The organism is Pandoraea pnomenusa, assembly GCF_040391475.1.
In the GTDB taxonomy this organism is placed as follows: domain Bacteria; phylum Pseudomonadota; class Gammaproteobacteria; order Burkholderiales; family Burkholderiaceae; genus Pandoraea; species Pandoraea pnomenusa_C.
Genome location: NZ_JBEBXS010000003.1, coordinates 70435 through 90041, shown reverse-complemented (window position 1 = coordinate 90041; position 19607 = coordinate 70435). Strand labels below are relative to the sequence as shown.

The window sequence follows — 19607 nt, the reverse complement described above, 5'->3', positions numbered from 1 at the left end:
TCGGGGAATGGTCACTTCTGAGCCGTGGCGGCACGCTATCGATCTCGACGGCCTGTCGCTCGCGCGTGGCGTGCAACGGGCGAGCGCGGGCGAATCGGTGCGCGAGGCGCTGGACGCGGGCGCCATCAAGATCGTCTTTCTGCTCGACGGGGCGTTGCATTGGGGGGCGAACGGCGCTTCGCTGCTGCGTGCGGCAGGGGGCAGCGTCAACGTGTGCTTCGGGGCGCAGGCGCTCGATATCGAGAATGTCTACGGCGAATCGGGCGCGTTGCGGTATTGCAGCCTTCGCGTGTCCGAGCGCTACTTGCAAACGACGTGCGGGCTCGACGCGCACGCGCTCACGCGCGGCTGGCGCGACGCCGTGTGGGATGCGCGTTGTGCGAGCGGTCCGGCGGATGTCAGAGGGGATTGGTGTGAGCGCAGTGCGGTGCTCACGCGTCCCATGAGTGCCGACGAGCGTCGCTGGGCGAGCGCGATGATCTCACCTCCCGCGCACGACAGTGACGCTGCATGGCAACGCCTGGCGCTGGTCGGTCAGTCGTTCGACGCGCTGGCGCGCTGTGCCGCGTATGTGCCGGATCGTGCGTCGGACGCCTCGAGGGCGCCGCGCAGTGCGAGCGTCACGGCCGGACCTTCCGGCGATCATGTTCGCCGTGCGTGCGAGTCCCAACGCGAGCGCGCAACGCGACGCGCAGTCCTTGCCGCGCGCGATTTGCTCGACACGCAATTGCAGACGCCGCCGTCGCTGCCGGCGCTGGCGCGCGAGGTCGGCATCAACGTCAACAAGTTGTGTGCGGGCTTTCGCGAACAGTTCGGCACGACCGTGCATGGCTATGTGCGCGAGCGTCGGCTCGCCACGGCGTTCACGTTGCTGAGCGCGCGCCGCATCAGCGTGAGCGAAGCGGCATGGCAGTGCGGCTACACCGACTCGCACTTCACCAAGGTCTTCCGCGAGCGCTTCGGCGTGCTGCCCAACACACTTACGCGCGAAGTCCGCTGACAGGCCGACGCGACACTTCGTGATGGCATCGCCAGCGATGGTGATGCAAACGCGAGTCACGGCCGGACGTACCCGGCACGATGACGAGATCGATTTTCCGTCTCGTTGATGTGTTGCCGATGTCTTCCAAAAAAACAATCTGTTCCAGTGCCGCTGCCGATTTGCGCACGGCGCCGATGGTCACGCCCGGGGTGTGGCGAGCCGTTAGCCTGGCGGCGCTCGCCGTCGTGACCGGCGGTGTCGTGACGTCTGCCTTCGCGCAGACAGCGCCCGCCGAGTCGTCTGTATCCACCAACGCCGCAGCCGCGTTGCCCGTCACAACGGTGAGCGGCACGGCCGAGCGAGATCCCGACAAGCAGGGGTCGTTGCTCGGGCGCATTGCGCCGTCGGTGCGCGATATCCCGCAAACCGTCACGGTGGTCGACGAGACGCTCATGTCGCAGCAGGGCACGCACACCGTCGAAGACGTTTTGCAGCGGGTTCCCGGCATTACCGTGCAACCTTACGTGCTGCTCACGACGGCGTTCTACTCGCGCGGCTTCAAGCTCGACGCCTTCGAGCAGGACGGCGTGCCGGTCCTCATGGCCAACACGGCCGCAGGTCCGCAGGACATGACGCCCTATGAACGCGTGGAGATCATTCGCGGTGCGACTGGCCTGTTTCACGGCACGGGCAATCCGGGCGGACTCGTCAATCTCGTGCACAAGCGGCCGGGCAAGACGTTCGCGGCGTCGGCGTCGGCCACGCTCGGCAGTTGGGACCGGTATCGCGAGGAGGCCGACATCGGCGGCCCGCTCAACGCCAGCGGCTCGTTGCGCGCGCGTGTCGCCGTCTCGGACGACCGCCAGCGCATGTACTACGACGTGGGCCGCCAGCACGCCACGACGATCTACGGCGTGACCGAGGCCGATCTCACGGCGTCGACGATGTTGCGTGTCGGCGTGCAGCATCAGCGCACGACCTCGACGCCGAACCTCGCGGGTGTGCCGTTCTCCACCACGGGAGGCGACCTGAATCTGCCGCGCGCCACCTTCCTGGGCTCGTCGTGGGACACCTTCAACTGGACCGAAACGCGCGTATTCGGCACGCTCGAACAGCAACTGGGCAGCGGCTGGGCGGCGAAACTCTCGGCGAACTATCTCGATGCCGGCGGCGATCTCAAATACGGCGTGGCATTCGGCGCGATCAATCCGTCGACCGGCGCGGGCAGCCAACTGACCGGGGCGGCATATCGCTTCGACAACACGCAGACCGGCCTGGACTTGCAGGTCGACGGCCCCGTGAAGCTGTTCGGCCGCGAGCATCACCTGCTCTTCGGGCTGCAACGGCTCGAAGCCACGACACAACAACGCAGTGCTGCGCTCGTGCCGCCGGTCAATGGCCGTCCGGTCAACGTTTTCCGCTGGGACCCGAACACGGTCCCGGAGCCGGCCACCGGCCCGTTCTCGAGCGTGACGCCCACACGCACCGTTCAGAACGGCGCCTACGTCATGGGACGCATACGTCTTGCGCAACCGCTCACGCTCGTGCTGGGCGCGCGCGTGTCGTGGTGGGACCAGCACGCGCCGGCCAGCAGCTACCGCACCGGCGCGAAGGCGACGCCTTACGGCGGCATCGTGTTCGATCTGAACGATCAGTGGTCGCTCTATGCGAGCTATGCCGACATCTTCCAGCCCCAGACGGTGCTCGACGCGGGCGACAACCTGCTCAAGCCGATCACCGGCGCGAGCTACGAGGCGGGCGTGAAAGGGCAGTTGCTGGACGGCGCACTCGACGTCTCGCTCGCCGTGTTCCGCATCCGTCAGAAGAACCGGGCGCAGACCGACCCGAGCGTGCCGTGCGTGGGCACGACGTGCCGCTACATCGCGTCGGGCGACGTGCAGAGCCAGGGGGTGGAGATGCAGGCGAACGGGCAGATCACCGACGCGTGGAATGTGTTCGCAGGCTACACGTTCAACACGACGAAGTACCTCAGCGACGCCACGATGCAGGGGCAGACGTTCGCCGACTTCGCGCCGCGTCATCTGCTGCGCCTTTGGACGAACTACGCACTGCCCTTCGACGCGCGGCGCTGGAGCGTGGGCGGCGGCATCGACGTGCAGAGCGAGACGTCGGCCACCTCCAACGGGCTGCGGCTCCGGCAAGGCGGCTACGCGACGGTGAATCTGCGCGCGGGGTATCGCTACAACAAGCATGTGTCGGCGGCGCTCAATCTGAACAACGTCTTCGATCGGCGCTACTACCAGAGCCTGTCGAACGCGAGCTGGAACAACCACTACGGCACACCGCGCAGCGTCATGCTGACCTTGCGTGCCGATTACTGAAACGACGGATGCGACAACCGACCGGCGAGCGTGGCTTGCCGGTCGGTTGTCGGCGTCGCGTCTTCACACAGGAGCCAGGACATGAACCCAACGACGAATCTCAAGTGCGCCATTCACGGCGCTGCGGCGGCATTGCTGCTTTCGGGAGCGGCCACGGTCGCGGCGGCGCCGGGATCGGACGTCTGCGCCGGCGCGGCGTCGACGGTCGCGCTGCACGGGACATATCAACTCGACGGCGAAGGGCCTTTGCCCATCGAGCTGGTGCTCGCGCCGCGCGAGGGGGCGTCGTCTCGCCTGTTTCAGGTAACGGGGCTGGTCGCGGAAGGCGAGCACCGCTTCGGTGTCTCGGGCATGGCGTATTGCACGGGCAGCGCCCTGGCGTTCGACGTCACGATGAGCGGCGGCTTCCACGACACGCCTGTCGACGACGAATTGCGCCGCGCCTGGCCGGCGGGCAAGGCACCGCGTCGCGCCAGTTCCGCCGGCACGAGTGTCGTACACGCGGAGGTGTCGCGCGCGTCGATGCAGGGCTGGGCCGAGGCGATGCGCACCATCGTGCTGACCGGTCAGCGTGTGATGGGGCCGCGTCACGTGTCGGCGAAGCTGGTGCTCGACGGCGCCGCTACCCCTGCTACCCCCGCCGGGGAGACCGTTCGTGGGCGCTGACGCGCGAAACGTCCGTGATGGCCATGATGTCCCCGATACCGGGGACGCGGCAGACATTCACGGCGATCACGAGCGGGCGTTGGGGGCGCGGCTGCCGTGGGCTTGCGGCATGGGGCGAGACGCGCTCCTCGGGCTCTATGACGACGACATGCTCGCAACGCTTGCCACACGAAGCGGCGCACGGCGCATGATCGGCATGTTCGATGCGCCCGACGACGCAGCCGTCCATGCAGACATCTGGGAGTGCCACGAAGCGGGCGACGAACTGCTGATGGTCGCGCGCGGTGCGTTGGCGCTCGACTACGTCGATCTGGCAGGGGTGTCGCGAACCTTGGAAATCGTGGCGCCGCGACTGGCGGTGGTGCCGTCGCGTTGCTGGCATCGGGTACGCGTGCTGGCGCCCGCCGTGCTCGCATTCGTCACGCCGATCGGACGCACGCGTCGCTCAGCAGCGCCGTTCGGTTGAGATTCAATTGAGATTCGGTTGGGGCATGCCGCAGGTAGCGGCGTAGCGTGCAAGGGGAAGGCGACGGTGTTGCCCGGAAGGCGGGGCGCACCGTCGCCGTGCGATGTCAGCCCTGGGCGTGCTCGACGATCATCTGTACGCGCGAGACCCCGTTGAACGTATCGGCCGCCAATCGGTAAGCGAAGCGCGCGCGGCTCGGCAACGTGTCGGCGTGGTTGAACCAGATCGCATTGAAGCGCATGCGGCCGCGCCCCAGTTGCAGCTTGAGGTGCTTGTCCTTGAGGATCGCTTGCGAAAGCACGTCGAATTCCCCCGAGAACACCGGTGGCGGGAACCCCTGGCCCCAAACCTGCGCGTCGAGCAACGCGACGAACGGCGGGACGAAGCATTCGTCGCCGATGTCCCCATCCGTCTCGATCACACGGGAGAGTGCCTTCTCGTCGAGCCATTCCTGACCGACGGCTTCGAAGGCGGCCTGAAAGCGCGGCAAGGCGTCGGCGGCGATTGTGAGGCCGGCCGCCATCGCGTGGCCACCGAACTTGCCGATCAGCCCCGGCTCGCGCTTGGTGACGAGATCGAGCGCGTCGCGCAGGTGAAAGCCCGGAATCGAGCGTCCGGAGCCCTTGATCTGCCCGTCGTCGCCCGGTGCGAACACGATGGTCGGACGGTAGAACTTCTCCTTGAGCCGCGCGGCCACGATGCCGATCACGCCCTGATGCCAGGTCTCGTTGAACGCGCACAGCGTGGTGGCGGCGCGCGGATCGAAGCGTGCCAGATCGGCCAGCGCTTCCTGCTGCATGCCGGCTTCGATTTCGCGGCGCTCGCGGTTCATGGCGTCGAGCTCCTGGGCGAGGTGCCATGCGCGCGCGTCGTCGTCGGTGAGCAGGCACTCGATGCCGAGCGACATGTCGGCGAGGCGTCCGGCGGCATTCAGGCGTGGGCCGAGACCGAAGCCCAGATCGAAGCTGCCCGCCTGGCGGGCATTGCGGGCAGCGGCGCGAAACAGCGCGTTGATGCCCGGATGCATCCGGCCTGCGCGCATGCGCGAGAGGCCCTGCGCGACGAGAATGCGGTTGTTGGCGTCGAGCTTCACGACGTCGGCCACGGTGCCCAGCGCGACGAGATCCAGCAGCGTGTCCAGACGCGGCTGCTCACGCCCCTCGAAGGCGCCGCGCGCGCGCAGTTCGGCACGCAGCGCGAGCAGCACGTAGAACATTACGCCCACGCCTGCCAGATTCTTGCTCGGGAATTCGCACCCGGGTTGGTTCGGGTTGACGATGCAACGCGCGTTCGGCAGGTCTGCGCCCGGCAAGTGGTGATCGGTCACCACGACTTCGATGCCGAGCATTTGCGCGGCCGCCACGCCGTCGAGACTGGCGATGCCGTTGTCGACGGTAATCAAGACATCAGGCGGACCTTGCTTGCCCTTGGCGGCCAGCGCCACGATCTCGGGCGTGAGGCCGTAGCCGTATTCGAAGCGGTTCGGGACGAGGTACTCGACCTTGGCGCCGAACATGCGCAGGCCGCGCACGGCCACCGCACAGGCGGTTGCCCCGTCGCAGTCGTAGTCGGCCACGACGAGCATGCGCTTGCCCGCATCGATGGCGTTGGCGAGGAAGACAGCGGCTTCCTGCGCGCCTTTGAGCTGTGTGGGCGGAATCAGGCGCGCGAGCGCCGTCTCGGTCTCTTCGCTGCCGACTACGCCGCGCGACGCGAACAAGCGGGCGAGCACCGGGTGAACGCCGTCTCGCGCCAGGGCGTCGGCAGTCGTGTCGTCGACATGACGGGTGACGATGTCGGTCATGCCACGACCTCACCCAGCCGGGCGAACGACACCATGCGGGCGTCGAGCGACTGACGTCGCCAGAACTTGCGCAGGTCGCCACCGCGCGAGCGAATCGTCAGGCTGTGGCTGTCGCCGCACAGGGTGAGCGCGACTTCCCGCGACTCGCCCTTGGACACGCGCTCGAGCGCGGGGGCGAGCCATGTGCGGTCGATGTCCACGAGGGCATCGCGCCAGCGCGCCCAGTCTTCCATCAGGAAATGCGGTGTAAGGGAGTCGATCTGCACGAGCGTGCGGCCGTTCGCGGCGCCGAGGCCCGCGCTCGTGCCATGCAAGGCGATCTGGAGGTGAGTGGCCAGACCGCGCGTGGCGGGGTCGTCGGCCAGCACGGTCACGCATGGGCGATTCAGGCGGGGCGCGGCAATGCGCTGACCGCCGCCATACAGCCACAAGGCGTTGACCGGCGGCAGGCGGCGCGCTTCGCGGGCCTGATTGGCCGGATGGTCGTACCAGGCCATCTGCACTTCGTTCTGCCACTTGCGCCACGTCAGCTCGGCCTTGCCCTGGGGTAGCCAGATATCGACGTTACGACCGGCCGCGCGGGCCGGAGACGCCGTCAGCAGCTCGCCGAGCGCCGGTGCGCTCAGGTACCAGCGATCGGGGCGCGGGGCGATCAGCTCGCCGCCTTCTTCGGCAAACAGCGCATGCGCCGTGGTGAAGAGGGCCGCCGATTCCTCGGCGCTCAGCGCCAGCTCGGCCGGGTCCGTCAGCACCAGATGGTCGGTGGCGATGTGGATATGGGCGGGCTGGGCGCAATACCAGACGCGGGTATCGAGCGAGCCACTGTCCTCGAGGAGCATGAACGGCGCCAGCGGCGCGCGCGCGGGCACGCCGGGCAGGCCGAAGGCGTCGGCCAGCCAGCGCTCGTGCGGCAGCGTGGGGACAAACGGGTCTTCCGGCACGTCCTGCGCCGCCGGAACGCCGCGCGCGAGCAACTTTTCGAGCGCGGGCAACTCCAATTCGGCCAGCAGTGCGGGCAAATGGGCCGACGCGGGGAGCGCGAACGGCAAGAGAAAGTGCAGGGCAGGTGTATCCATGTCGAGGCGAATTGTATGGCAAACTTCGCGCTGGCAGTTGGGTGACCCTGACGTCAGGTACGGAACGTGCCGTCCGTTGCCCCGGGCAGGGACCGGGTGCCGGGCTCAGGCGCTGGTGCAGACCGGCGCCGGCACGCTCCGATCGATCCTTATCAAGAATCAGGAATCCGTTTGAAATTCCCATACGAATGGCAGATCGGCTGGCGCTATACACGCACCGGCAAGCGATCCTCCGGCAACGGTTTCATCTCCTTCATCTCCTTCATCTCCATGGCCGGCATTGCGCTGGGCGTGGCAGCGCTCATTGTGGTGCTCTCGGTGATGAACGGCTTCCAGAAGGAAGTTCGGGACCGCATGCTTTCCGTGCTGGCGCACATCGAGGTCTTTGCGGTCGACGGCAACCTGCCCGACTGGCAACGCACCGCCGCCGAAGCGCTGCAAAACAAGAACGTCATCGCCGCCGCACCTTATGTGGGCGAGCAGGCCATGCTCACGCGTGAAGACAATGTGCGCGGTGTGGTGCTGCGCGGCATCGTGCCGAGCGAGGAGGCCAAGGTCTCCGATCTCGGCAAGCAGATCACCGAAGGCACGCTGGCCAATCTCACGCCGGGCAGCTTCGGCATTGTGCTCGGACGCGAACTGGCGCGCGGGCTGGGCGTGAGCATTGGCGACAAGATCACGCTCGTCGCGCCGCAAGGCACGATCACGCCGGCGGGGGTGCTGCCGCGTGTGAAACAGTTCACCGTGGTGGCGATCTTCACCGCCGGGCATTACGAATACGACAGCTCGCTGGCGTTGATCGACCTGCACGATGCCGAGACGCTCTATCGACTCGACGGTCCGACCGGCGTGCGTCTGAAAATTCAGGACATGGAGCAGGCCCCGCTCGTGGCGCGCGAACTGGCCAAGACGCTCTCGGGCAACATGTGGGTGCGCGACTGGACGCAGCAGAACAAGAACTGGTTCATTGCGGTGCAGACCGAGAAGCGCATGATGTTCATCATCCTGACGCTGATCATCGCCGTGGCCGCGTTCAATCTGGTGTCGTCGCTCGTGATGACGGTGACCGACAAGTACGCGGACATCGCCATTCTGCGTACGCTTGGCGCGCAGCCTGGCTCGATCATGAAAATCTTCATCGTGCAGGGCGTGACCATCGGCTTTGCGGGCGCGTTGCTCGGCGTGGGCCTCGGCTGCCTGATCTCGGTCAACATCGGCACCATCGTGCCGTTCATCGAGCGTCTGCTGGGCATTCATTTCCTGCCGCAAGACATCTATTTCATCTCCGAATTGCCTTCGGATCTGCAATCGTCGGACGTGATCCGCATCGGGGTGATCTCGTTCATCCTCTCGGCTCTGGCGACGATTTACCCGAGCTGGCGCGCGTCGCGCGTCAAACCGGCGGAGGCCCTGCGCTATGAGTAACGCGAACCCATCCATGAACCCGGTGCCGAATCTCGCCTACGACGGTCCGGTGCTGCGCGCGCGCGATCTGCACAAGACCTTCAAGCAGGGGCAGCTCAACGTGACGGTGCTCAACGGCGCGAGTCTCGACGTGGCGCCCGGCGAGAAGGTGGCGATCGTCGGGGCGTCCGGGTCGGGCAAGAGCACGCTGCTGCACGTGCTGGGCGGGCTCGACGATCCGTCGCGCGGCGAAGTGTCGCTGCTGGGCAAGCCGTTTTCGTCGCTGCGCGAGCGCGACAAGACGACGCAGCGCAATCAGTCGCTCGGCTTCGTCTATCAGTTTCACCATCTTCTTGCTGAGTTCTCGGCGCTCGACAACGTGGCGATGCCGTTGCGCATTCGTCGCATGCCGACCGAGCAAGCGCGCGCGAGTGCGCAGGCAATGCTCGAACGCGTGGGACTCGGTTCGCGGGTGAAGCACCGTCCGTCGGAGCTCTCGGGCGGCGAGCGTCAGCGCGTGGCGATGGCGCGGGCGCTGGTTACCCAACCGGCGTGCGTGCTCGCCGACGAGCCGACCGGCAACCTCGACGGGCATACGGCCGAGACCGTGTTCGAACTGATGCTGGAATTGTCCGAGACGCTCAGGACCAGCTTCGTGATCGTGACGCACGACATTGATCTGGCGCGGCGTTGCGACCGCGCACTCCGGTTGCGCGAAGGCGTGCTGGAGGTTGCGTGAGGTAGCGTGAGGTTGCGCTTCGGGGCGGTTTGAAGCGTCGCTGCGGTAAGTCAAACGCCGGGAATTCCCCGGCGTTTTGCATTTTTGCGAGTCGGAGGGGGCGCGGCGGACGTGGCGAAATTAGGCCATCTCCGAGGCCCGAACAAGGTGTTGTCCGATGGCCATAGCGTGCCGGGCGTGCGAGCCTTGTCCCTGACCCGTAGAATTGACGCTCAAGGACACCAGACCATGTGGATCGATACCCATTGCCATCTCGATGCGGCCGAGTTCGACGCCGACCGCTCGACCGTGATTGCCGACACCGCTGCCGCAGGCGTGGCGGGACTCGTGGTGCCCGCCGTCGAGTGCGCGACCTTCGATGCGGCGCGTGCGGCCGCTCGCGCGATGCCGGGGGGCGCGTATGCGCTCGGCATCCATCCGCTCTACACGCCGCGCGCACGAGACGAGGACATTGCGACGTTGCGCCGCGCGGTGGAAGCGGCGATGGGCGATCCGCGCTTCGTGGGTATCGGCGAGATCGGTCTGGATTTCTTCGTCAAGACGCTGGACCCCGAGCGTCAGCAATTCTTCTATGTCGAGCAGTTGAGGATCGCGCGCGACTTCGATCTGCCTGTCATTCTTCACGTGCGTCGTTCGCAGGACGCACTGCTCAAGCAACTCCGGATCTTCACGCCGCGCGGCGGCATCGCGCATGCGTTCAATGGCAGCCGTCAGCAGGCGGACATGTTCATTGAACGAGGTTTCTGTCTGGGGTTCGGCGGGCAGATGACCTTCGATCGCGCGCTCCAGATTCGTCGTCTCGCGGCGGATCTGCCACTCGATACCCTCGTCCTCGAGACCGATGCGCCTGACATTGCGCCGGAATGGCGTTACAAGCAGCGCAATAGCCCGGTCGAGTTGCCGCGAATCGCGCAGGTGCTTGCGGCGCTTCGCGGGGTGTCGGATGACGCGCTATCGCAGGCGACGTGCGCCAATGCGTGGCGCGTGCTGCCGCGCCTGTCCGGTGCGATGGCAATGACGCCCGGCGACGGGCCGACGCCTGTTACCTCGCTTATTTCCCCGTCGGTATCGCGCTGACGCCCGGGCGTCGCGCGAATCCTGAACCATGACGTGGTGACGTCATGCGATTGGTGCTGCTTGCGTGGGTCGCAGGCGTCTGGTGGCTGCAGCAGGCGCCGACGTTGCCTTCCGGGCCGTGGTTCGGCGCTGTCGTTGGCGGTGCGGCTGCGGTGTCGGCCATTGGGATGTTTGCGGCAATCCCGGCGATGTGGCGGGCGGCGGCGCGCGATTTCACGAGGCTTCCGGGACCTGACGGCGGGCGTCCGGAGCGGGCACCCGCGACGGACGTCGTCGGCGCGAGGGGCGCGGCAAGGCAGCGATCCGGGACGGCCGGGCAGAACGGCGCGGCGCTGCCGGAGATCGACCCGCCGCACTGCGCGCGAACGAACGCAACGGCCCGGCATGAAAGAATCCGCGGCGGCGTTGCGCCGAATGCACCGGCGCATGTGGAAAGCGAAGGCGCGAGTCGGCGCAGGGGCAATCGCTGGCGCCGCCAGGGTGTGCGGGTCATTCTGGCGTTGTGTGCCGGTGTATTGGGATTCGCGTGGGCCGCGTTTCGCGCCGAAACGCGCTTGGGCGAATACCTGCTTTCATCGCTGGAAGGCCGCGATGTGATCGTGGTGGGCGTCGTAGACGGACTACCGGTGTCGAGCGACGACAACCTTCGATTCGCATTCGATGTGGAGCGAGCCTACCTCGTGAAGGACGGATGCGCACTGCCGTCCGACGTGAGCCGGACGTCCGTTTCGGAAAGCGCTGCAGCGCTGCACGACCGCAGTCATTCGGCAACATGCGAGCGGGCGGCGGTGCCGGCGCGAATTGAGCTGGTGTGGCCGGGCCGGGCGCGCTGGGGCGGTGAAGGGGGCGCGAACATGTTGCGCATGGTCGCCGCGCCCCGTACGGGGGAGCAATGGCAGTTGCCCGTACGGCTCAAGGCGCCACGGGGATTCGCCAACTGGCACGGTTTCGACGCGGAGTTGGCGGCGCTGGCGCGAGGCGTTCGCGCGACGGGATTCGTGCAGGTTTTCCGTGGCAAAGGCCAGTCGACGCGGGAAGCGACGCCGCAGCGCCGGCAGGCCGGACCGGTGCCGGGGTATCGATTCGCCGCCTGGCGCGCGAAGCTGCGTGACGATTTTCGAGCGGCGCTCATGTCGTCGACGCCCTCGGCCCGATATGGCGGCGTACTGATGGCGCTCGCCTTGGGTGAGCGCGGCGACATCGCCGAGCGCGACTGGCAGGTGTTCGCCGATACCGGGGTCAATCACCTGCTCGCCATTTCGGGGCTCCACGTGTCGCTCGTTGCTGGCATGGTGGCCGCGTTGACGGGAATGCTGTGGCGACGCGTCTGTGGCTCCCGCTTTAGTCTGCCGCTTTGGTTGCCCGCGCCGAAGGCCGCAGCGATCGCGGCTCTGATCGTCGCGGTGGCCTATGGTGCGGTGGCGGGGTGGGGCGTGCCCGTGCGGCGTGCGGTCGGCATGGTGGCGATATTGGTGACGGCGCTGTTGAGCGGACGATCTGCGGCGCCGTCGTACGTGCTGACGTGGGCGTTGGCAGTCATTGTGACGCTGGATCCGTGGGCGGTCGTGACGCCGGGGCTGTGGTTGTCGTTTGGCGCCGTCGCGGCGCTGGTCATGGCGGGACGGCGGCGTCGCACATCAGTGACGCGGGGAGCGCGACGAGCATCACGGGAGTCATGGGAGTCACGTGCGTCGGCAGCGGCCGAGCCGCAGCGCCGAGGGAGGTGGCACCTGTGGGCGGTTGCGATGGGCGAGCGGCTCGGACAGGCCGCGCGAGCGCAATATGCCGTGACCATCGGCCTGATCCCGTTGTCGCTTGCCTGGTTCGGTGCGGTGCCGTTGCTCGGTCCGCTGGCGAACGCCGTGGCGATCCCCGTCATGACACTGATCGTGACGCCATTGGCCCTGGCAAGCCTGCTGTTGCCGCACGCCTTGGCGCAGTGGACGCTGGCCGCCGCCCATATTGTCGTCGTGTGGCTGGCCGATTGGCTGGGAACGCTTGCGGCATTTCCGTGGGCGGTATGGCGCGTGGCTGTCGCGCCGGCGTGGGTTCAGGCTGCGGCCGTGGGTGGCGTGATTGCGATTCTGACGCCATTGCCCATGTGGATGCGTGGCTGGAGGGCGGCGTGCGCCGGAATCCGATTGGCGGGTTTCGCGCTGCTGAGTCCGGCATGCTTCGCGACCTCGCCACCGCTGGACGAAGGTGAATTCCGCGTCACCATGCTCGACGTCGGGCAGGGCAATGCAGTGCTGGTGGAGACGGCAAAACACGCGTTGCTGTTCGACGCGGGGCCACCGCTGGGGCCGCGTACGGACGCTGGGCAACGTGTGATCGTCCCCTACCTGCGCGCGCATGGCATCCGGCAGCTCGATCGACTCGTCGTCAGTCATGCGCACGACGATCACTTCGGTGGGGCCGAGAGTGTGCTTCGGGCCTACCCGCAGGCGCAGCTCCTGTCGTCGCTGCCATCCGGCCACCGGGTGCGGCGTGCCGCCGAGCGGCACCAAACCTGCCTCGCCGGGCAGCGATGGACGTGGGATGGGGTGAGCTTCCAGTTCCTGCACCCCGACACGCCGGCGCTGCGCGAGGGCTGGCTCGGTCGCATGGGTCCGAATGGCGTCAGTTGCGTGCTAAAGGTGGCGAACGCGCGCCACAGCGCGCTGCTTGCCGCCGACGTGGAGGCGCCGCAAGAGACAACCATGCTCGCGCGATTCGGTTCCGCCCTGCGCGCGGACATTCTGCTTGCGCCGCATCACGGCAGTCAGACATCGTCGACGCCAGCGTTCGTGCAGGCCGTAGCGCCACGGCATGTCGTGTTTCAAACGGGCTACCGCAATCGTTTTCGGCATCCCAGGCCGCCGGTCGTCGCCCGCTATCAGGCTGCAGGCGCGGCGCTCTGGAGCAATCCGACGCACGGGGGCGTGCGTTTCACGGCGACGGCGCGAGGCATCGAGGCGGCGTCGTATCGCGAACGACATCGCCGGTATTGGCATGCGGAGGCGCCCGGGATCCCGTGAACGCCACGCCGGTGCCGATGCCGCAACGATATCGGCAACACGCTGTCCGCCCGCGCCGTGCCGCAGGCGTGTGCCCATTCGCGCGTGACCGGCGTGAGCGTCGTCACCGGTAACGCGCCGCGACCCGTCCCGATTCGACGGAAACCTCTACGGGAATCAGGCGAGCGGTTGGCTAAAATGGCTTTGCGAGTACCACGTAGCGTGCGTGCTTCGCCATGACAACGAATTCCATGACACGAGACATCATTCATTTCTCGCACGGCAACGGCTTCCCCGCTGGCGTATACCGCAAGATGCTGGGCGCACTCGCCGACGAGTACGACGTGCGCGCCATCGATCGCATCGGCCACGATCCGCGTTATCCGGTCACACCCGGCTGGCGCTATTTGCGCAACGAGCTGGTCGACACACTGGAGCGTCAATACGGCGGCGAACCGGTGTGGCTTGTCGGACACTCGCTGGGCGGCTTCCTCAGCCTCATGGCGGCGCTCAAGGCGCCGCGCTGCGTGCGGGGTGTCGTGATGATCGACTCTCCCATCGTGACCCCTGGCTGGCGCACGCAGATGCTGCGTCTGGGCATGCTGACCGGGCTCTACGAACGCATGTCTCCGGCGGGGGTGACCAAGCGTCGTCGCGATCACTGGCCCGACTGGGAGTCCGCCTGGCAGCATTTCGCCAGCAAGCCGGCGTTTGCGAGCTGGGACCCGGACGTGCTGCGCGACTACATCGATTGCGGAACGCTTCCGAGCGGAGAGGGCGACGCGCGACGGCTCGCATTCGCCCGCGATATCGAATATCGGATCTATCTCACGCTGCCGCCGTTGCTTGCCGTTCGCGCCCTGCGAGGCGTGCCGGTACCCGTCGGCTTCCTCGCAGGCACGGAGTCGCGCGAGCTTCGGCAGGCCGGGATCGGCGCAACGCGCCGTATCGTCGGCACCCATTTGCGCTATGTTCAGGGCACACATCTTTTCCCAATGGAGCGTCCGCTCGAGACGGCCGCCGCCGTGCGGGAGATGCTTGCGGAATTGCGCGGAACGCATCGCCATCCGATGGCCGCCTGATACCGGTCGTTCGCTGCGGGTTGGCGGCGCGGGGAGGGGAAGTGGCATTTGTGCGCGCGTGCGGATTCGCGCGAGCGCGCGCCGTACGTGCCGGGACGGCCCGTGCGATGCCTGTCAAGGTCAAAATTTGCCGCGCTGCACGTCGAGGGCGAGGCGGCTTTCGGGTATAATCCGGCTTTCCCGCGAGCAATTACTGCGATGACCAAATTCGTTTTTGTCACGGGCGGCGTGGTTTCCTCTCTTGGTAAGGGAATTGCTGCCGCATCTCTGGCCGCGATTCTCGAATCGCGTGGCCTCAAAGTCACCCTCCTCAAGCTTGATCCCTACATCAACGTCGACCCGGGCACCATGAGCCCGTTCCAGCACGGCGAGGTGTTTGTGACCGAGGATGGTGCGGAAACCGACCTCGATCTCGGCCACTATGAGCGCTTCATCAGCGCCAAGATGCGTCGTGCGAACAACTTCACCACGGGCCAGATCTACGAATCGGTGATCCGCAAGGAACGCCGTGGCGAGTATCTCGGCAAGACCGTGCAGGTCATTCCGCACATCACCAATGAAATCCAGGCCTTCGTCGAGCGCGGTGCGCGTTCGACCTGGGACGGCCATCCGGACGTGGCTATCGTCGAAATCGGCGGTACGGTCGGTGACATCGAGTCGCTCCCGTTCCTCGAAGCCGCACGTCAGATGAACCTGCGCCTGGGCCGCAACAGCGTGGCCTTCGTGCACCTGACGCTCGTGCCGTACATTGCGACGGCCGGCGAACTCAAGACCAAGCCGACGCAACACAGTGTGCAGAAGCTGCGCGAAATCGGTATTTCGCCGAACGTGCTGCTGTGCCGTGCCGACCGTCAGATTCCGGAAGACGAATGCGCGAAGATCTCGCTTTTCGCGAACATTCCGCAAGACGCCGTGATCTCGGTCTGGGACGTCGACACCATCTACAAGATCCCGCAGATGCTCCATGACCAGGGCATGGACAAGATCATCTGCGACGAACTGAAGATCGAAGCCAAGCCGGCCGACCTGTCCATGTGGACGCGTCTGGTGCATGCCGTCGAGAATCCGAAGCATGAAGTCACCATCGGCATGGTCGGCAAGTACGTCGATCTGACCGAGTCGTACAAGTCGCTGATCGAAGCGCTGCGTCACGCCGCCATCCACACGGAAACGCGCGTGAACATCGAGTACATCGATTCCGAGCAGATCGAGAAGGACGGCACGGACGCGCTCAAGCATCTCGACGCCATTCTCGTGCCGGGCGGTTTCGGTCGCCGTGGTACCGAAGGCAAGATCAAGGCCATTCGCTTCGCCCGCGAGAACCGCGTGCCGTACCTGGGCATCTGCCTGGGCATGCAGCTCGCCGTGATCGAATTCGCGCGCGACGTGGCCAAGCTGGCCGACGCGAACAGCACGGAATTCGAGCCGTCGACGCCGCACCCGGTCGTGGCTCTCATCACCGAGTGGCAGGACCGCGACGGCAAGATCGAGCAACGCTCCGAAAATTCGGATCTGGGCGGCACCATGCGCCTGGGCTCGCAGCGCGTGCCGGTCAAGACCGAAACGCTGGCCTCGCGCATCTATGGCGAGACGGTCAACGAACGTCACCGTCACCGTTACGAAGTCAACAACCACTATGTCCCGCAGCTCGAAGCCGCAGGTCTGGTGATTTCGGCGCGTACGCCGACCGAGAATCTGCCGGAAATGATGGAGCTGCCGCAGCAGGTGCACCCGTGGTTCGTGGGCGTTCAGTTCCACCCGGAATTCACGTCGACGCCGCGTGACGGCCATCCGCTCTTCAAGGCATATGTCGAAGCGGCGCTGGCAGGTCAGCAAGCGCGCAAGAAGGCCGCCTGAGACTGAACCGCAGCGAGCGAGAAACAAGGAGTTCCCATGAAACTGTGCGGTTTCGAGGTTGGCCTGAATCAGCCGTTTTTCCTGATCGCAGGTACCTGCGTTGTCGAATCGGAGCAAATGACGATCGACGTCGCGGGGCAGCTCAAGGAAATGACGAGCGCGCTGGGCATCCCGTTCATCTACAAGTCGTCGTTCGACAAGGCGAATCGCAGCTCGGGCAAGTCGTATCGTGGCCCGGGGCGTGACGCAGGCCTGAAGATCCTTGAGGAAGTGCGCCGTCAGCTCGGCGTGCCGGTGCTGACCGACGTGCATACCGAAGAGGATGTCGCCGTGGCGGCGCCTATCGTCGACGTGCTGCAAACGCCGGCCTTTCTGTGCCGCCAGACCGATTTCATCCGTGCCTGCGCCCAGTCGGGCAAGCCGGTGAACATCAAGAAGGGGCAGTTTCTCGCACCGCACGACATGATCAACGTCATCGACAAGGCCCGCGACGCCGCGCGCGAAGCCGGTCTGCCCGATGACGTGTTCATGGCCTGCGAGCGCGGTGTTTCGTTCGGCTACAACAATCTGGTCTCGGACATGCGCTCACTGGCGATCATGCGCGAGACCGGCGCGCCGGTCGTGTTCGACGCCACGCACTCGGTGCAACTGCCCGGCGGGCAAGGCACCAGCTCGGGCGGTCAGCGCGAGTTCGTGCCGGTGCTCTCGCGTGCCGCCGTGGCCGTGGGCGTCTCGGGACTGTTCATGGAAACACACCCGGATCCGGCCTGCGCATTGTCGGACGGTCCGAACGCCGTGCCGCTCGGCCGCATGCGCGAACTGCTCACCACGCTCAAGACCATTGACGCGGCGGTGAAACAGGGCGAGTTTCTGGAAAATAATTTCAACTGAAATGAGACACACCGTCCTGGGGCCACTATCAGTACGCCCACAGGACGGGTATAGCGGCCAGACGCCTTGGCAGCATGGCGTCGAGTCGTTAAGCTTGTCGCGCAGCGGTCGCAGTGGCCGCCGCGAAGGCGAGCCCTCAGGAGATGCCCGCGTGCCGTACGCCGAGCGCACCGTCGACATCGATGTCATCCCACAGGCCGCCCGTGCCTCATTTCGAGGCGCCGTTGTTCCCCCGTCTACGTATTGCCCAGCCGGTGTCCGCGCGAGCGCAGCATCGGCGCCCACGTCAGGATTCGGCGCGCGCTGCTTCTCAGGGTTGCGCGCCCGGCGTGGAGACGGCGCATGGCGGGTCGCGGCGCGAAGCAGGTTCCCTTTAGCGTTTTAGTCATACAGATACCGAGGAATACATGAGTGCAATCGTAGATATCATCGGGCGCGAAGTGCTGGACTCGCGCGGCAACCCGACGGTCGAGTGCGACGTGCTGCTGGAGTCGGGCGTGATGGGCCGTGCGGCAGTGCCGTCGGGCGCGTCGACCGGCTCGCGCGAAGCGATCGAACTGCGCGACGGCGACAAGGATCGCTATCTCGGCAAGGGTGTGCAGAAGGCTGTCGAGCACATCAACACCGAGATTTCGGAAGCGATCATGGGCCTGGACGCCGCCGAACAGGCCTTCCTGGACAAGACCCTGATCGAACTCGACGGTACGGACAACAAGTCGCGCCTCGGCGCGAACGCCATGCTGGCCGTGTCGATGGCGGTGGCCAAGGCCGCTGCCGAAGAAGCCGGTCTGCCGCTGTATCGCTACTTCGGCGGTTCGGGCGCCATGCAGATGCCGGTGCCGATGATGAACATCGTCAACGGCGGTGCACACGCCAACAACAGCCTGGACATCCAGGAATTCATGGTGATGCCGGTTGGCCAGTCGAGCTTCCGTGAAGCCCTGCGCTGCGGCGCCGAGATCTTCCACGCGCTCAAGAAGCTGATCGCCGATAAGGGCATGAGCACGGCCGTGGGCGACGAAGGCGGTTTCGCACCGAACTTCGCGTCGAACGAAGAGTGCCTGACGACCATCCAGCAAGCTGTTGAAAACGCCGGCTACCGCCTGGGCGACGACGTGTTGCTCGCACTGGACTGCGCTTCGACCGAGTTCTACAAGAACGGCAAGTACGAACTGGCCGGTGAAGGGCTGTCGTTGAGCTCGGAAGAGTTCGCCGACTACCTCGCCAATCTGTGCGACAAGTTCCCGATCGTGTCGATCGAAGATGGCATGTCGGAAGACGACTGGGCCGGCTGGAAGGTCCTGACCGACAAGCTCGGCAAGAAGGTGCAACTGGTCGGCGACGACCTGTTCGTGACCAACACGAAGATCCTGAAGCAAGGTATCGACCAGGGCGTGGCCAACTCGATCCTCATCAAGATCAACCAGATCGGTACGCTCACCGAGACGTTCGCCGCCATCGAAATGGCCAAGCGCGCGGGCTACACGGCGGTTGTGTCGCACCGTTCGGGCGAAACCGAAGACTCGACGATCGCCGATATCGCCGTGGGCACCAACGCCGGTCAGATCAAGACCGGTTCGCTCTCGCGTAGCGACCGTATCGCCAAGTACAACCAGCTGCTGCGCATCGAAGAGGATCTCGGCGATATCGCGTCGTATCCGGGCAAGGAAACGTTCTACAATCTGCGCTAATTCCGTTTCCCCGGGAGATGACCCCCGATTCCGGTCGGGGGCCGTATCCCGGAATTCTTGCCAGGCGAAAGCATGCGAATGGTGACCTTGGTACTGGTGCTGCTGTTAGTAGTGATCCAGTATCCGCTCTGGTTCGGCCACGGTGGTTGGTTGTACGTGCACGAACTGCGCGACGAGCTGAGCGCCGAACAGCAGAAGAACGAGCAGTTGAAGGAACGTAACGATCGCCTTGCCGGCGAAGTGCAGGATCTGCAGGACGGCACGGCGGCGATCGAAGAACGCGCTCGTTTCGAGCTGGGCATGGTCAAGGACGGCGAAGTGTTCGTGCAGTTCGTCGGTCCGGACGGCTCCGGTGGCCCGCAAGGGGTGTCGGGCGGCGATGCACCGCTCGTGTCGTCGACCGAGCCCGCGCACAAGACGGTGGCCGCTGCACCGCCGGCTGCGACGCCCGCGTCGCCGTCGAAGGGCAAGGCGCAGTCTGCGCACAAGGCGCAACATCACTGATCGCCGCTGGCAGGCGCAGGCCGTAAAACG

The 19607-nt window shown here is 66.0% G+C and carries 15 protein-coding genes; 13 read left to right on the top strand and 2 right to left on the bottom strand.

All coding sequences use genetic code 11. The annotated features are described in order from the left end of the window. Positions 1-7: 7 nt before the first annotated feature. From ABWO90_RS04540 to ABWO90_RS04525, 4 genes are all read left to right on the top strand, one after another. Entirely contained in the window at positions 8-1000 is a 993-nt protein-coding gene (locus ABWO90_RS04540; protein ID WP_353190012.1) for a helix-turn-helix transcriptional regulator, read from the top strand. A gap of 119 nt (positions 1001-1119) precedes the next feature. Next, the gene (locus ABWO90_RS04535) at positions 1120-3324 is read left to right on the top strand and encodes a TonB-dependent siderophore receptor (protein ID WP_353190011.1); all 2205 of its coding nucleotides are present in this window, start codon (positions 1120-1122) and stop codon (positions 3322-3324) included. 81 nt (positions 3325-3405) lie between these two features. After that, positions 3406-3990, top strand: coding sequence for a hypothetical protein (locus ABWO90_RS04530; RefSeq protein WP_353190010.1), 585 nt, complete (start codon positions 3406-3408; stop codon positions 3988-3990). After that, positions 3980-4456 carry a hypothetical protein gene (locus ABWO90_RS04525; RefSeq protein ID WP_353190009.1) on the top strand — a complete coding sequence of 159 codons (477 nt, stop codon included), beginning with the start codon at positions 3980-3982 and terminating at the stop codon, positions 4454-4456. The genes ABWO90_RS04530 and ABWO90_RS04525 overlap by 11 nt, the downstream gene beginning before the upstream one ends. A gap of 106 nt (positions 4457-4562) precedes the next feature. Here the strand turns inward: ABWO90_RS04525 and recJ are convergent, their stop codons facing one another. Both recJ and ABWO90_RS04515 read right to left on the bottom strand, forming a co-directional pair. Beyond that, positions 4563-6260, bottom strand: a complete 1698-nt coding sequence (gene recJ, locus ABWO90_RS04520) for a single-stranded-DNA-specific exonuclease RecJ (protein WP_353190008.1) — start codon at positions 6258-6260, stop codon at positions 4563-4565. After that, positions 6257-7336, bottom strand: coding sequence for a regulator (locus tag ABWO90_RS04515; protein WP_353190007.1), 1080 nt, complete (start codon positions 7334-7336; stop codon positions 6257-6259). Before ABWO90_RS04515 ends, recJ begins: the two co-directional genes overlap by 4 nt. 171 nt (positions 7337-7507) lie before the next feature. Here ABWO90_RS04515 and ABWO90_RS04510 point away from each other — a divergent pair, with 171 nt between their 5' ends. From ABWO90_RS04510 to ftsB, 9 genes are all read left to right on the top strand, one after another. Continuing rightward, positions 7508-8761 carry a lipoprotein-releasing ABC transporter permease subunit gene (locus tag ABWO90_RS04510; RefSeq protein WP_353190006.1) on the top strand — a complete coding sequence of 418 codons (1254 nt, stop codon included), beginning with the start codon at positions 7508-7510 and terminating at the stop codon, positions 8759-8761. Beyond that, positions 8754-9479, top strand: a complete 726-nt coding sequence (gene lolD, locus ABWO90_RS04505) for a lipoprotein-releasing ABC transporter ATP-binding protein LolD (RefSeq protein ID WP_353190005.1) — start codon at positions 8754-8756, stop codon at positions 9477-9479. The genes ABWO90_RS04510 and lolD overlap by 8 nt, the downstream gene beginning before the upstream one ends. Before the next feature lie 228 nt (positions 9480-9707). Then, positions 9708-10556, top strand: a complete 849-nt coding sequence (locus ABWO90_RS04500) for a TatD family hydrolase (RefSeq protein ID WP_353190004.1) — start codon at positions 9708-9710, stop codon at positions 10554-10556. Positions 10557-10600: 44 nt separating this feature from the next. After that, the gene (locus ABWO90_RS04495; protein ID WP_353190003.1) at positions 10601-13573 is read left to right on the top strand and encodes a DNA internalization-related competence protein ComEC/Rec2; all 2973 of its coding nucleotides are present in this window, start codon (positions 10601-10603) and stop codon (positions 13571-13573) included. 230 nt (positions 13574-13803) lie between these two features. Then, positions 13804-14634 (top strand): alpha/beta fold hydrolase, encoded by an 831-nt coding sequence (locus ABWO90_RS04490; protein ID WP_353190002.1) that lies wholly within the window; start codon positions 13804-13806, stop codon positions 14632-14634. Between the two features lie 198 nt (positions 14635-14832). Beyond that, complete coding sequence (pyrG, locus tag ABWO90_RS04485) at positions 14833-16491, top strand: CTP synthase (protein WP_353190001.1); 1659 nt, start codon at positions 14833-14835, stop codon at positions 16489-16491. A 36-nt stretch (positions 16492-16527) separates the two neighbouring features. Further along, complete coding sequence (gene kdsA / locus ABWO90_RS04480; protein WP_353190000.1) at positions 16528-17382, top strand: 3-deoxy-8-phosphooctulonate synthase; 855 nt, start codon at positions 16528-16530, stop codon at positions 17380-17382. Between the two features lie 407 nt (positions 17383-17789). Beyond that, the gene (eno, locus tag ABWO90_RS04475; RefSeq protein ID WP_353189999.1) at positions 17790-19073 is read left to right on the top strand and encodes a phosphopyruvate hydratase; all 1284 of its coding nucleotides are present in this window, start codon (positions 17790-17792) and stop codon (positions 19071-19073) included. A gap of 72 nt (positions 19074-19145) precedes the next feature. Beyond that, the gene (gene ftsB, locus ABWO90_RS04470; RefSeq protein ID WP_353189998.1) at positions 19146-19577 is read left to right on the top strand and encodes a cell division protein FtsB; all 432 of its coding nucleotides are present in this window, start codon (positions 19146-19148) and stop codon (positions 19575-19577) included. Positions 19578-19607: the final 30 nt, after the last annotated feature.